General features: G+C 67.8%; 17 protein-coding genes. 13 read left to right on the forward strand and 4 right to left on the reverse strand.

The features are described from left to right. The 9 genes from B4L26_RS12570 to B4L26_RS12610 all read left to right on the forward strand — a co-directional run. On the forward strand, positions 1-1083 hold a 1083-nt coding region (locus B4L26_RS12570), incomplete at its 5' end, for an acyl-CoA dehydrogenase family protein (protein ID WP_290719201.1). 150 nt (positions 1084-1233) lie between these two features. Beyond that, positions 1234-1578, forward strand: coding sequence for a hypothetical protein (locus B4L26_RS12575; RefSeq protein ID WP_290719202.1), 345 nt, complete (start codon positions 1234-1236; stop codon positions 1576-1578). Between the two features lie 53 nt (positions 1579-1631). After that, on the forward strand, positions 1632-2252 hold the full coding sequence (locus tag B4L26_RS12580) for a TetR/AcrR family transcriptional regulator (RefSeq protein ID WP_290719203.1): 621 nt from the start codon (positions 1632-1634) through the stop codon (positions 2250-2252). Positions 2253-2262: 10 nt separating this feature from the next. After that, entirely contained in the window at positions 2263-3690 is a 1428-nt protein-coding gene (gene purB, locus B4L26_RS12585; protein WP_290719204.1) for an adenylosuccinate lyase, read from the forward strand. Between the two features lie 62 nt (positions 3691-3752). Next, positions 3753-4652: a phosphoribosylaminoimidazolesuccinocarboxamide synthase gene (locus B4L26_RS12590; protein ID WP_290719205.1), complete on the forward strand. Its 900-nt coding sequence runs from the start codon at positions 3753-3755 to the stop codon at positions 4650-4652. Then, on the forward strand, positions 4653-6809 hold the full coding sequence (locus B4L26_RS12595; protein ID WP_290719206.1) for a S9 family peptidase: 2157 nt from the start codon (positions 4653-4655) through the stop codon (positions 6807-6809). After that, positions 6802-7764 (forward strand): NAD(P)H-dependent flavin oxidoreductase, encoded by a 963-nt coding sequence (locus B4L26_RS12600; protein ID WP_290719207.1) that lies wholly within the window; start codon positions 6802-6804, stop codon positions 7762-7764. The genes B4L26_RS12595 and B4L26_RS12600 overlap by 8 nt, the downstream gene beginning before the upstream one ends. 3 nt (positions 7765-7767) lie before the next feature. Then, positions 7768-8139, forward strand: coding sequence for a DMT family transporter (locus tag B4L26_RS12605; protein ID WP_290719208.1), 372 nt, complete (start codon positions 7768-7770; stop codon positions 8137-8139). Continuing rightward, complete coding sequence (locus B4L26_RS12610; protein ID WP_290719209.1) at positions 8136-8450, forward strand: DMT family transporter; 315 nt, start codon at positions 8136-8138, stop codon at positions 8448-8450. Before B4L26_RS12605 ends, B4L26_RS12610 begins: the two co-directional genes overlap by 4 nt. A gap of 10 nt (positions 8451-8460) precedes the next feature. Here the strand turns inward: B4L26_RS12610 and B4L26_RS12615 are convergent, their stop codons facing one another. Continuing rightward, entirely contained in the window at positions 8461-8844 is a 384-nt protein-coding gene (locus B4L26_RS12615; RefSeq protein WP_290719210.1) for an alpha/beta fold hydrolase, read from the reverse strand. Positions 8845-9011: 167 nt separating this feature from the next. Between B4L26_RS12615 and B4L26_RS12620 the strand changes: the two genes are divergently transcribed. Further along, positions 9012-9233, forward strand: a complete 222-nt coding sequence (locus B4L26_RS12620; RefSeq protein ID WP_290719211.1) for a hypothetical protein — start codon at positions 9012-9014, stop codon at positions 9231-9233. Here the strand turns inward: B4L26_RS12620 and B4L26_RS12625 are convergent. From B4L26_RS12625 to B4L26_RS12635, 3 genes are read right to left on the reverse strand one after another with little or no spacing between them, the layout of a single operon-like run. After that, a complete protein-coding gene (locus B4L26_RS12625; RefSeq protein ID WP_290719212.1) occupies positions 9226-10260 on the reverse strand; it encodes a fused (3R)-hydroxyacyl-ACP dehydratase subunits HadA/HadB in 1035 nt (344 codons plus the stop codon). The genes B4L26_RS12620 and B4L26_RS12625 overlap by 8 nt on opposite strands. Before the next feature lie 41 nt (positions 10261-10301). Further along, positions 10302-11828: a DHA2 family efflux MFS transporter permease subunit gene (locus B4L26_RS12630; protein ID WP_290719213.1), complete on the reverse strand. Its 1527-nt coding sequence runs from the start codon at positions 11826-11828 to the stop codon at positions 10302-10304. A gap of 55 nt (positions 11829-11883) precedes the next feature. Beyond that, positions 11884-12357 (reverse strand): MarR family winged helix-turn-helix transcriptional regulator, encoded by a 474-nt coding sequence (locus B4L26_RS12635; protein ID WP_290719214.1) that lies wholly within the window; start codon positions 12355-12357, stop codon positions 11884-11886. A 77-nt stretch (positions 12358-12434) separates the two neighbouring features. On the opposite strand from B4L26_RS12635, the gene B4L26_RS12640 reads away from it, so the two are divergent. The 3 genes from B4L26_RS12640 to B4L26_RS12650 form a co-directional block, all read left to right on the forward strand. Next, on the forward strand, positions 12435-12917 hold the full coding sequence (locus B4L26_RS12640; protein WP_290719215.1) for a glutathione peroxidase: 483 nt from the start codon (positions 12435-12437) through the stop codon (positions 12915-12917). Between the two features lie 66 nt (positions 12918-12983). Further along, entirely contained in the window at positions 12984-13229 is a 246-nt protein-coding gene (purS, locus tag B4L26_RS12645) for a phosphoribosylformylglycinamidine synthase subunit PurS (protein ID WP_290719216.1), read from the forward strand. Positions 13230-13231: 2 nt separating this feature from the next. After that, a partial coding sequence (locus B4L26_RS12650; protein ID WP_290719217.1) for a phosphoribosylformylglycinamidine synthase subunit PurQ occupies positions 13232-13500 on the forward strand: 269 nt, incomplete at its 3' end.

Here is a 13500-nt window from a genome sequence, read left to right on the forward strand (position 1 = left end):
AAGCAGGGCGGCTCCGACGTCCGGGCCAACACGACCACCGCGGTGGCCCAGGCAGACGGCAGTTTCCTGATCACCGGGCACAAGTGGTTCACCTCGGCGCCGAATTCGGACCTGCTACTGGTTTTGGCGCAACTGCCCGAGGGGCTTTCGTGCTTCTTCGTGCCGCGGATCCTGCCTGACGGCTCGCGCAACAACATCGCCCTGCAGCGCCTGAAGAACAAGCTCGGCAACCACTCCAACGCCAGCAGCGAGGTCGAGTACCACGAGGCCGTCGGCTGGCTCGTCGGCGAGCCCGGACGTGGCGTGCGCACGATCATCGAGATGGTCAACATGACCCGTCTCGATTGCGCGACCGCCTCGGCCGCGGTCATGCGCAACGGCACTACGGCCGCCGCGCACCACGCCAACTACCGCAGCGCCTTCGGTGCCAAGCTCGTCGATCAGCCGCTGATGCGCAACGTGCTCGCCGATCTCCACGTCGACGCGGAGGCGTCGACTCTGACCGCGCTGTGGCTCGCCGACCTCACCGACCGTGCCATGCGCGACGAGCGGGCGGCACAACTGCGCCGCATCAGCCTGGCGATCAGCAAGTACTTCATCTGCAAACGTGCGCCCATGCACGCCGCAGAGGCGCTGGAATGCCTCGGCGGCAACGGGTACGTGGAGGACTCGCGGATGCCGCGGCTGTTCCGCGAGTCGCCGCTGATGTCGATCTGGGAGGGCTCGGGCAACGTCGCCGCGCTCGATACGCTGCGCGCGATCGGCCGCGAGCCACAGACCCTCGAGGTCCTCTTCGACGAGCTCGATGCCGCGACCGGTGCGGACCGTGCCTACGACGATGCGCTCGCGGCGGTGAAGGGCTCGTTCGCCGACATGTCGACCCTCGAGTACCGGGCGCGCGATATCGTCGGCCGGCTCGCGTCGTTGCTGTCGGCGTCACTGTTGATCCGTCACGGCCACCCAGCCGTCGCCGATGCCTACGTCAACAGCCGTCTCGATGGGTCGTGGGGCTCGGTGTACGGCACGCTGGGTGGCGGCGTGGACACCGCCGCGCTCATCGCTCGGGCGACGCCGAAGGTCTAGCGCGCCAACGGGCACTGGAGACAACCGGACTCGTACGGGGCCGCACTGGGCTAGCCTGAGGCGCACACGATTCAGGAGGGGAATCCCGTGGGATTTGTATCAACGCCTACGAAGTCGGCCGTCACGGCAGCTGCCGTGGCCTGCCTCGCCATGACGGCCGCGGGAGCGGCGACAGCGAATGCGGTGCCCAGTGGGCGGGTCGACGCCGGGTGGGGGTTCTCGTCGAACGCGTACGGCACCGGCTGCAGCTACTCCATGAGCGTTCCGGTGAACGCCTCGGGCAAAGTCACGTTCTGGGACAAGAAGCCCGGGAGCAACCCGCCGATCTACATCGGTTCCGCCTACGCCAACGGAGCGACGGCCTCGGTCACCTGGGTGCCGCAGCGCGAGGGAATCCGGCAGCTTTACGCAGTGCAGGGCGGTAAGCGGTCCAACTACACGATCGCTCGGGTGCACCGCGGGTACGGCGCGGGCGGCTTCTGCTTCGCGCTGTAACAACCGGAGCAAAGCGCCACGGCACACGGTGTCGCTTTGGCACGATGACTCGCATGGCTCCCGCGACGCCCAAAGGGCTGGCACGCCGCCAGTTGCTCGCCGAGGCAGCCGGTGCGATCCTGACCGAATACGGCCATGAAGCGGTCAGGCACCGGGCGGTAGCCCAAGAGGCGGGGCTTCCACTCGCCTCCACGACGTACTACTTCAACTCGCTCACCGACCTCTTGCGAGCGGCGGTCCAGTACACCTGCGAGGTCGACGCGACGGCGATGGAGCAGCGTTGCCGTGCACTGCCCGAGTGCGCGCGCAGCGCGCGCGAGACTGCTGATGCCATCGCCGGGGTCCTCGTCGGGGACTGGCCCATGACGCGGCTGGTGACTCGGTGCGAGTTGTTCGTCCTGGCCGTGCGTCATCCGGAGTTCGCCGAGATAGTCACTCAGCGACATGACCAGGTGTCCAGCGTGGTGGCGCAGGTGCTGGCGAAGTCGAAACGACACCACAGTCCCGAGCAGGTCCACAAGTTGGTGGCCTTCGAGGACGGCGCGTTGCTGGAGTGGATCTCCCTCGGCGACCAGGCTCCCGCGGATCCGGCCGGGTGCGTCGCCGACGCCATCGTCGAGGTCGTCGACATCCTCGCCCCGGCCCTGGAGCCGGTCGCCACCAGCTGCAACTAAACTGGCCGACGTGGCCAAACCCGAAATCGCCAATGTCCTCGCCTCGCGCTATGCGTCGACGGAGCTCGCCGACATCTGGTCGCCGCGCGCCAAGATCGCGGCTGAGCGCCGGTTGTGGATCGCGGTGCTGCGGGCGCAGAAAGAACTCGGCATCGACATTCCCGACGGAGTGATCTGCGACTACGAGACGGTCGTCGACGACGTCGACCTCGACTCGATCGCCGCCCGCGAGAAGGTGACCCGCCACGATGTGAAGGCCCGCATCGAGGAGTTCAACGCGCTGGCCGGGCACGAGCACATCCACAAGGGGATGACCAGCCGTGACCTCACCGAGAACGTCGAGCAGTGGCAGATCTTCGCATCGCTGCAGCATGTGCACGCTCATGGCGTTGCGATGCTTGCCCGCATCGTGGCACGCGCGGCCGAATACTCGACGCTGGTGATGGCCGGGCGCAGCCACAACGTCGCGGCTCAGGCGACGACGCTGGGCAAGCGTTTCGCCAGCGCCGCCGACGAGTTGATGATCGCGCTGACGCGCCTGGAAGAACTCATCGCCCGCTATCCGCTGCGCGGCATCAAGGGGCCGATGGGGACCAGCCAGGACATGCTCGACCTGCTCGACGGGGATGCCGCCAAGCTCGCGCAACTGGAGGACCTCGTCGCAGGTCATCTCGGCTTCTCGTCGGCGCTGACGTCGGTGGGGCAGATCTATCCGCGCTCGCTCGACCACGACGTCGTGTCGGCACTCGTCCAACTCGCTGCCGCACCGTCGTCGTTGGCGATGACGATCCGTTTGATGGCCGGCCACGAACTCGTGACCGAGGGATTCCAACCCGGCCAGGTGGGCTCGTCGGCGATGCCGCACAAGATGAATACCCGCAGCTGTGAGCGGGTCAACGGCCTGGCCGTGGTGCTGCGCGGATACGGCTCGATGGTGGCCGAGCTGGCCGGTGCGCAGTGGAACGAGGGCGACGTGTTCTGCTCGGTGGTGCGCCGCGTCGCGCTGCCGGACGCGTTCTTCGCCATCGACGGCCTCATGGAGACCTTCCTGACCGTCCTCGCCGAGTTCGGCGCCTACCCGGCGGTGATCGCCAGCGAGCTCGACCGCTACCTTCCCTTCCTCGCGACGACGAAGGTGCTGATGGCCTCGGTGCGCGCCGGCGTCGGCCGGGAGACCGCACACGAGGCGATCAAGGAGAACGCGGTCGCCGTCGCTCTGGCCATGCGCGAGCAGGGTGCCGCCCCGGATCTGCTCGACCGCCTCGCCGCCGACGATCGGATTCCGCTCGACCGGGCCCAGCTCGATGCGGCGCTGGCCGACAAGGCCGCCTTCACCGGTGCGGCGCAGGCGCAGGTCGCCGACGTCGTCACCGCGGCGGAGAAGCTGATCGCGCGCTACCCCGACGCTGCGCAATACGCACCGGCACCGATTCTGTAGGGCCGATTCGGTAGCGGCGACCCGACCGCCCGCCGGGGCCGGGCAGACCATAGGCTCGGTGTATGCGCCCTGACCTGGATTCCTACGCGCACGTCGCGTCGGGCAAAGTCCGTGACATCTACCGGATCGATGATCAGACGCTGCTCATGGTCACCTCCGATCGGATCAGCGCCTACGACTTCGTGCTGGACACCCCGATCCCCGACAAGGGCCGTGTTCTCACCGCGACCAGTTTCTTCTGGTTCGAGCACCTCGCGGTGCCCAACCACCTGGCCGGAGGACCTACCGACGAAAGGATCCCCAGCTCGGTGCTCGGGCGCTCGATGGTGGTCCACGACCTGCCGATGGTGGCCGTGGAGTGCGTGGCACGCGGCTACCTGACCGGGTCGGGGCTGTTGGACTACAACGCGACCGGCGCGGTTTGCGGAATCGCGTTGCCGGCGGGGCTCGGGGAGGCCAGCAAGCTGCCCGAGCCGATCTTCACGCCGGCGTCGAAGGCCGAGCTGGGCGATCACGACGAGAACATCACCTATGAGCAGGTCGTGAGCCTCGTGGGCGCCGATCTCGCCGCCGACCTGCGGGCGGCGACACTCGACGTCTACGGTCGGGGTGCCGACTTGGCGGCTAGCCGCGGGATCATCCTCGCCGACACCAAGTTCGAGTTCGGCCAGGCGCCCGATGGGTCGCTGGTGCTGGCCGACGAGGTGTTGACCCCGGACTCGTCGCGCTACTGGGACGCGGCAACCTATGTCCCCGGGCAGGTGCAGCCGTCGTTCGACAAGCAGATCGTGCGCAATTGGCTGACCGGGCCGGAGTCGGGCTGGGACCGCAAATCGAATACATCGCCACCTCCTTTGCCTGATGAGGTCGCTGCCCGGACCCGGACCCGCTACATCGAGGCCTACGAACGCCTGTCCCAGCTGAGTTTTGCCGATTGGCCCGACGCGGAAGGCGCCGACTAGATGACCCCCGACCAGATCCGCCCGCCGGTGGCCAAGAAGATCCCGGTGCAGCGCGTCCACCACGGTGACACGGTCGTCGACGACTACACGTGGATGGCGGACAAGAAGGACCCAGAGGTGATCGCATACCTCGAGGGACAGAACGACTTCGTCAAGGCGCAGACCGCGCACCTGAAGCCGCTGCGCGATGCCGTGTACGGCGAGATCAAGGCGCGGACCCAGGAGACCGACATGTCGGTGCCCACGCGCACCGGCGGCTACTGGTACTACTCGCGCACCAAGGAGGGGCTGCAGTACGGCATCTCGGTGCGCTGCCCGATCCGCTCCGCCGATGATTGGGATCCGCCGCAGGTCACCCCGGACGCGCCGCTGCCGGGCGAGCAGGTCGTGCTGGACGGCAACGTCGAGGCACAGGGGCATTCCTTCTTCAGCCTCGGTGGACTGTCGATCAGCGAGGACGGAAGGTGGCTGGCGTTCAGTACCGACGTTGTCGGCAACGAGCGCTACACCGTGCGGTTCCGCAACCTCGACACCGGCGAGGAACGGCCCGAGACGATCAGCGACACCACGGGCGGGGTGATCTGGTCGCGTGATGCCCGCTACGTCTACTACCAAACCGTCGACGACGCGTGGCGTCCCGACACCGTGTGGCGCCGCAATCTGGCCGAGCCGGGTGACCCCGTTCAGGTGTTCCACGAGCCCGACGAGGGGTTCTGGGTGGGTATGGGTGGCTCCCGGAGTCGCGAGTACCTGTTCATCGGCGCCGGATCCAAGACGACCTCGCAGGTGTACGCCATCCCCACGTCGGACCCGACGGCCGAACCGGTCAGCCTCGCACCGCGGGTCCCCGGTGTCGAGTACGAGGTCGACCACGCGATCATCGGCGGCCGCGGGTACTTCCTGTTCACCCACAACGGGCCCGGCCCCGACGGACAGATGCAGGAGAACTACACCGTCGACATCGCCCCGGTGTCCGACCCGTCGGACCGGTCGACGTTCATCGCGCACGACCCGGCTCGGCGCATCGAGGACATCGAGGCCTTCGAGGACTACCTCGTCTTGAGCTATCGGTCGGAGGCGCTGCCGCGGGTGGCAATCGCCGATCTGCGCCGCATCGACGGCATCCCGACCGCCGACGATTTCGTCGAGGTCCGCTTCGACCAGCCGCTGTGCTCGGCGGGTGCCGCGGGCAACTCGGAGTGGAAGACGCCGCGCCTGCGCCTGGGATACACCAGCTTCATCGAGCCCACCGAATTGCTGGAACTCGACGTCGCCACCGGAGACCGCACCCTGCTCAAGCGGCAGATCGTCCTAGGGGGCTACAACCCCGACGACTACGAGCAGTCGCGCGAATGGGTCACCGTTGACGACGGGACCCGCGTCCCGGTGTCCATTGTGCGGCGCAAGCGCGAGGGCGATGGACCGTCGCCGACGCTGCTCTACGGCTACGGCTCCTACGAGCACAGCATCGACCCGTCGTTCTCCGTCCCGCGGCTGTCGTTACTCGACCGCGGCGTCGTGTTCGCCGTCGCCCACGTCCGCGGCGGCGGTGAGATGGGCCGCCACTGGTACGAGAACGGCAAGACGCTGACCAAGCGCAACACTTTCACCGACTTCGTCGCCGTCGCACGCCACCTCATCGACACCGGCGTCACAACGCCGCGGCAGTTGGTCGCCGAAGGCGGGTCGGCCGGCGGTCTACTGATGGGCGCGGTTGTCAACGAGGCGCCGGAACTGTTCAACGGTATCGTCGCCGCCGTACCGTTCGTCGACGCGCTCAACTCGATCCTCGACCCGGGTCTGCCGCTGACCATCATCGAATGGGAGGAGTGGGGCAACCCCCTCGACGACCCTGCGGTGTACGAGTACATGAAGTCGTACTCGCCGTATGAGAACGTCCGTGCCGCGGACTACCCGGCCATCCTGGCCCTCAACTCGCTCAACGACACCCGCGTGCTGCACACCGAGGCGGCCAAGTGGGCGGCGCGTCTGCAGGAGCTGACGACCGGCGACGCGCCGATCCTGTTGAAGACGGAGATGGAGGCCGGCCACGGCGGGGTGAGCGGACGGTACAAGGCCTGGGAGGAGGCGGCCTTCGAGATCGCCTGGATCCTCGAACACACCGGTGCCGTGGCAGGGGAGGGCGACGATGCCTGATCTCGCCGCGATCCTGGCCGACCTGCGCGTGCCGGTCGTCGTCGCACCGATGGCCGGCGCCGCGGGCGGTCGCCTGGCCGCCGCGGTCTCCGCCGGTGGCGGGTTGGGGATGGTCGGCGTCGGCAACGTCGCGACCGTCGACCAGGTGCGCGCCGAGTGCGGCACTGCCGCCGAGTCGGGGCAGCGCTTCGGCATCGGCTTGATGTGCTGGTCGCTGCCGCAGAACCCGGCGCTCCTCGACGTGGCGCTGGAATCAGGGCCCACCGTCGTGAGCTTGAGCTTCGGTGATCCACGACCTTATCTCGACGCGGCGCACGACGCGGGGGCCGTCGTCGTCGCCCAGGTGGGGACGCGCACCGAAGCCGTCGACGCGCTCGACGCCGGCGTCGACGGTCTCGTCGTGCGCGGGTCTGAGGGCGGTGGCCATGGCCGTGGGGTCGTGTCGACGCTGCCGCTGCTCCAGCAGGTGCTCGACCTCACCGACCGGCCGGTCTTGGCCGGTGGCGGTGTCGCGACCGCCCGCGGACTCGCCGCGGTACTGGCCGCCGGCGCGAGCGCGGCGTGGGTCGGTACACCGTTCGCCGCCTGCGCCGAAAGCCTGTTCCGCCCCGAGCTCAAGGACGCGGTCATCGCCGCGGACACCGATCAGACGGTGTACACGCGCGTCTTCGACATCGCCCAACGCTTCGACTGGCCGGAGATCTACGGCGGGCGGGCCCTGGCCAACGCGTTCACCGACCGGTGGGCCGCACATCCCGACGTGCTGTCGGAGTCTCTGGACGATGACCTGACCGCGCAGATTAAACAGGCGCGGGTCGACGCCGACCTATCGCTGGCGCCGGTCTACGCCGGCGAATCGGCCGGGCTGGTCGACCGTGCACGCACCGCCGCCGAGGTCCTTGCCGACTTCGAGCCGTTCCGCGACCATCTGCGCGCGGCGCAACGCTGGACCTGACCGGTGGCCAAGTGGCTCTGGCTGTTCGCCGCGATCGGTTCCGAGGTGGCCGCGACGATGGCGCTGCGCGCCGCAGTCGACCACAAGGCATGGATCGTCCTGGTGATCGCCGGGTATGCCGGCGCCTTCGTCTTCATCGGGGTGACGCTGCGCGCCGGGGTCCCGGTCGCCACTACCTACGGGATCTGGGGCGCCACCGGCGTCGCGCTCACCGCGATTCTCGGCATGGTGCTCTTCGGTGAGACGCTGAGCACGCTCACATGGGTGGGCATCGGCGTGGTGATCGTCGGCGTCGTCCTCGTCCAGACCGGCACGCCACCCCCTCCGGCCGACGCCCCGGCGAGTATCGACGACGCGAGCGGGGTGGCGTCGTGAGTTGGGTCTGGTTGTTTGCCGCCATAGCGCTGGAGACCAGCGCGACGATGTGCCTGCGCGCCTCCGACGGCTATCGCAAACGCGTGTGGATCGCCCCGATGCTGCTCGCCTACATTGCATCGTTCACCTGCTTGGGCTTCTCGCTCTCGGCGGGCATGCCCGTGGGCATCGCCTACGGCATCTGGACGGCCATCGGCGTGTGCCTGGTCGCGCTGCTCACCCGGGTGATCTGGGCGGACCCGCTGACTCGGCGGATGATGCTCGGGATTGCGGTCATCGCCGTCGGCGTGCTCCTCGTCGAAGTCGGTTGAGCAGGGAGGCTCACCTCGCGGTGACGAACCGGCTCAGCTCCGCGGCGAACCGCTCGGGCTGATCCTCACTGATGAGCGTGCGCGAGTCCTCGACGAGGACGAGGCGCGCGTCAGGGAACTCCTCGACGAGGAGGTGGGCATGCTCCACCGGCATCATCGCGTCATCGGCACCCCAGATGACCAGGACCGGGCCCGAGAACGACGACAACCGCGACGCCCAGTCCAGCAGGGTCTTGCGCGACGGAGTGCCCGCCGTGAACTTGCGCAGGTCATAGCGGATCGCCGCGCTGCGGGTCGCGGGTCCGAACCAGTCGTCGAGGACCTCGTCGGGGATCCGGCGCTTGGTCAGCGAACCGTAGCCGCGATCACCGTGCCGGAACAGTTGCGTGCTCATCAGCCACATGAAAGCCCGGGTCCCGCCGGGCAGGCGGCACAGTGTTACGCCCGGGCGCGCGGGTTTCGGCGGGAAGTTGTCGAAGGCCTCGCACGACGCCAGGACGAGGCGTCCCACGCGCGTGGCCCGGCCCTCGCTGATGATGAATTGCCCGCCGCCCCGCGACCGTGTTCACGACGTGGATCTCCGAGCTGGCCGTGTGGTTCTCCCAGACCGGGCTTGGTGAGACCGCATGTCGGCGCCTCGCGCTAGCGTTTCTGACGAGCATGGAGGGCGCCTTCGTGCTGTGCCGCAGCCTGCGCTCGACCGAGCCGATGACTGCGGCAGGCGCGGCTGTCGCGGCCCTCGTGCAAGCCGAGCTGGGCGCCGCGGCGAAGACGGTCAGCTGAAGCGGATGTGCAGCGTGGCCATCCCGAAGATCTTCTTGCCATCCGACTTGGCGGTGAGGATCACGACGCCGCTGCGGGTCTCCGGATCGAGCGACTTGATGCGTCCGGAGAACTCGATATCGCCGCGGCCGTCAGCCGGGACGATGGCTGGTGCCGAGAGGCGCACCGAGTACTTGAGGACTGCGCCCGGATCGCCGGTCCACTCCGAGATGAACCCGATGCCCAGACCCATCGTGAGCATGCCGTGGGCGATCACGTCGGGCAGTCCAGCCAGCTTGGCGATGGACTCGTCCCAGTGGATCGGGTTGGCGTCGCCAGCCACGCCGGCGTAGTTGACGAGGTCACCGCGCGACAGGTGTGTGTGGTGCACGGGCAGCTGGTCGCCGACGGAGAGGTCGTCGAAGTTGCGGCTGGCCGGGGTTCGGGTGGCTCCGAAATCGGAGATCGTGCGCTCCCCCTCGGTGCGCACGGTTTTCACGTACTCGGCCGCGGCTTCCTGCACCGACATGACGTCGACGTCGTGCATCATCACCTTGGCGACGGCCTCGGTGATCCCGGGATCGACCTCATCGGCCGTGACGCCGACGACGGTGGTGTGCATGGTGTGCACGGTCTCGCCGGTCGCAACGTCGAGGAAGGTGTTGGTGATCGTGATCATGTCCTTGCCGGCGATACGCCGGACCGAGGACAGCTCGACGTCGGTGTTGAGCTCGTCGCCGACGGTGATCGGGCGGTGCTGCTCGAAGACCTGCTCGGTCTGCACAAAGGTGTCGTAGCCGACGACGACCTCTTCGAGCAACTGGCGGTTGGCGGCCATCGCGCCGATCGCGGTGAACGTCATCGGTGCGATCAGACTCTTGTAGCCCAGTGCCTCAACGGCCTCGGGATCCCAGTGCGCCGGGTGGTAGTCCTGGACCGCCCGGGCGTACTCACGGATCTTCTCCCGGCCGACCTGATAGGTGTGGTCCGCCTTGTAGTAGTGGCCGACCCGCGGCATGAGTGCGGGCTCTTGAGCTGCCGTCGTCATCGATTCTCCAACTGTTTCGGTACGGCCTGATTCTAAGCGGGTCAGTGCAGGGCGATGTGCGGTGTCTGATCCATTTCCTCTTCGACCAGTGGGGAGGTGATCTTCTTGCGGGGCAGGAAGAAGGCCGGGATGAGGGTCAGGGCCACGAGGATTGCCGCAACCGTGAACGGAGTGGTGAACGCGGCAGCGGCCTGCTGGAACCACTCGTGCGGAGGTTCGGGCGCCGCCGGCTTGAGCCGGTTGTAGAGGATCGCCTTCATCGCGTCGGGCTTGTTGGCGAGCGCGGTGAACAGGACGACCGAGATGCTCGCGGTGCCGATCGAGGTGGAGGCCTGCTGGATCACGTTCATCAGCGTCGTGCCGTCGGGAACCTGCTTGTTGCTCAGGGTCGCCAATGCGGCGGACATGATCGGCATCATCGTCAAACCCATTCCGAGGCCCTGGACGAACAGCGCACTGCAGACGATCACGATGGACGTGTCGGCATCGAACTGGGTGAAGGCGATCATGCCGGCCAGGATCAGGGTCAAGCCGGGCAGGACGATCTTGCCCGGTCCGATCTTGTCGGTGAGTTTTCCTCCGATCGGCATGGTCAGCATCGCGCCGATGCCCTGTGGGGCGAGCAGCAGGCCGGCGGCCAGTGTGGTCTCGCCGCGCACGCCGATGAAGTACTGCGGGTAGAGCAGCCCGGCGCCGAAGAAGGCCATGGCGAAGATGACGCTCGTGGTCACGGCGATCGCCAGCGTCCGGTTGCGGAACAGCTTCAGGTCCAGCAGCGGCCGCTTCTTGGTGGTGAGGGCGTGATAGATGAAGCCGATGATCAGCGCGAGGCCGATCAGCGCGGGGACGAGCACGCGCGGGGTGGCGAAGGTCTGCTTCTCACCGGCGCCGGCGACGCCCCACAGGAAGAGGGCCAGGCCGGGGGACAGCATGACCAGGCCGAGCCAGTCGATGGTGGGGCGCTCTCCGGTCTCGTCGTTCTTGAGGGCCAACCATGCGTAGACCAGGGCGACGATGCCGATCGGGATGTTGATCAGGAACACCCAGTGCCAGGAGACCTTCTCGATGAGCAGGCCACCCAGGATCGGGCCGCCGATCGGGCCGAGGAGCATCGGGATGCCGAGCACGGCCATGACCGAGCCGACCCGCTCGGGCCCCGCTGCCTTGGTCAGGATCATCATGCCGACGGGCATCAGCAGGCCGCCGCCGAGTCCCTGGATCACGCGGAACGCGACCATCGATTCCATGTTCCAGGCCATGGCACACAGCGCTGAACCGGCGAGGAACAGCACCAGTGAAGTCAAATAGACCTTCTTGGTGCCGAAGCGGTTGGCTGCCCACGACGCCAGCGGGATGACGGTCGCCAGGGCGAGGGTGTAGGCGGTCATCGACCACGCGGCACCGGCCTGGTTGGTGTGGAAGACGGTCTGGAAGGTGTCCTGGGCGACGGCCACGACGGTGACGTCGAGGATCGACATGATCGAACCGAGGACGACGACACCGGCGACGAGCAGCACGTGCTTGTCGAGTTTGGTGTCCGGCGCCTTGGCGGCTTCGGGGGTGGTCATTGTGGTGGGCCCTTCTAGTCCGGGAGGCGCGGGTTCGGGGGATTGATTCGGTGGATCAGGTCGTGAAGTAGTCGGTGTCGGCGTCGACGATGGGTCGCAGGGCGGCATCCAGATTGTCGGCGAGGTCGGCGGGCAGTCGGCGGGCGAAATCGCGCAGGGTGTCGGCCCGGGCGTCGGCGGCCGCAGCGGCGAACCGGTGGCCCGCCTCGGTCAGCGACACCCGCATCACACGGCGGTCGGCTCGGTCCTCGCGGCGGTCGGCCAGCCCGAGACTGACGAGTCGGTCGACGACCCGGCCGGTGGCGGCGACGGACAGGTGCACGGCGTCGGCGAGCTCGTTCACCGACATTGCGGCCCCCCGTGCGCCCAGCTCCGTCACCGCACGGAACTGCGAGAAGGTCAGGTCTGCCTGCGTCACGACGTCCATCGTCGAGGACTTGGCCGCACACGAGAGCCGCTCGAACAACGTGGATAGGCTCGCGAAGACGCGGTCGGCGCTGTCCGTGCCGGTTCGATCGGTTGATTGCACCCTAGAACAATAGCGTGAACGCAACTATTGTTCCAACGCGAATAGTTGTGACGCCGGTCATGGGTAGGCTGAGGTACATGGCCAATATCAAGAGCATCCCCGTCACCGCCCTCGACGGCTCGCCGCTGGACCTCGCCTCCTTCGACGGCCCGCTGCTCGTCGTCAACGTCGCCAGCAAGTGCGGGCTCACGCCGCAGTACACGAAGCTCGAAGAGCTGGCGAAGGGCTACGGGTCGCGCGGGCTGACCGTCGTCGGGATGCCGTGCAACCAGTTCATGGGGCAGGAGCCCGGTACCGCCGAGGAGATCGCAACGTTCTGCTCGACGACCTACGGGGTCACCTTCCCGCTGCTGGAGAAGGCCGACGTCAACGGCGATGACCGCCACCCGCTGTATGCCGCGCTCACCGAGACCGCCGACGCCGCGGGCGAGGCCGGCGACGTGCAGTGGAACTTCGAGAAGTTCCTCGTCGGCTCCGACGGCGAGGTGGTCGCCCGCTTCCGCCCGCGTACCGAGCCCGATGCACCCGAGGTCGTCGAGGCCATTGAGGCCGCGCTGTAGTAACGGTCCGCACTCGATAGACTCACCGGGTACAGCGGTTGACCCGGCGAACGGAGCGGTAGAGCAATGGCACGTGTGGTGGTTGACGTGATGCCCAAGACGGAAATCCTCGATCCGCAGGGGCAGGCCATCGTCGGCGCCCTTGCGCGCCTCGGATTCGACGGCATCGCCGACGTCCGGCAGGGCAAGCGCTTCGAGTTGGAGGTCGGCGACGGCGTCGACGACGTGACTCTCGAGAAGATCGCCGCCGACGTCCTGGCGAACACGGTCATCGAGGACTACACCGTCACCCGCGTCACGGTGGAGGCGTAACGGTGGCCGCGCGAATCGGCGTCATCACCTTCCCCGGCACCCTCGACGACGTCGACGCGGCGCGTGCGGTGCGCTTGGCCGGCGCTGAGGCCGTGTCCCTGTGGCACGCCGACGCCGACCTCAAGGGCGTCGATGCGATCGTCGTCCCGGGCGGCTTCTCCTACGGCGACTACATGCGCGCCGGGGCCATTGCCAGTCTCGCGCCGGTCATGGCCTCGGTGATCGATGCGGCGCGCGCCGGCACCCCCGTGCTGGGCATCTGCAACGGCTT

Origin of the sequence: Gordonia sp. UBA7599 (assembly GCA_002477755.1) — a bacterium.
Classification (GTDB): domain Bacteria; phylum Actinomycetota; class Actinomycetes; order Mycobacteriales; family Mycobacteriaceae; genus Gordonia.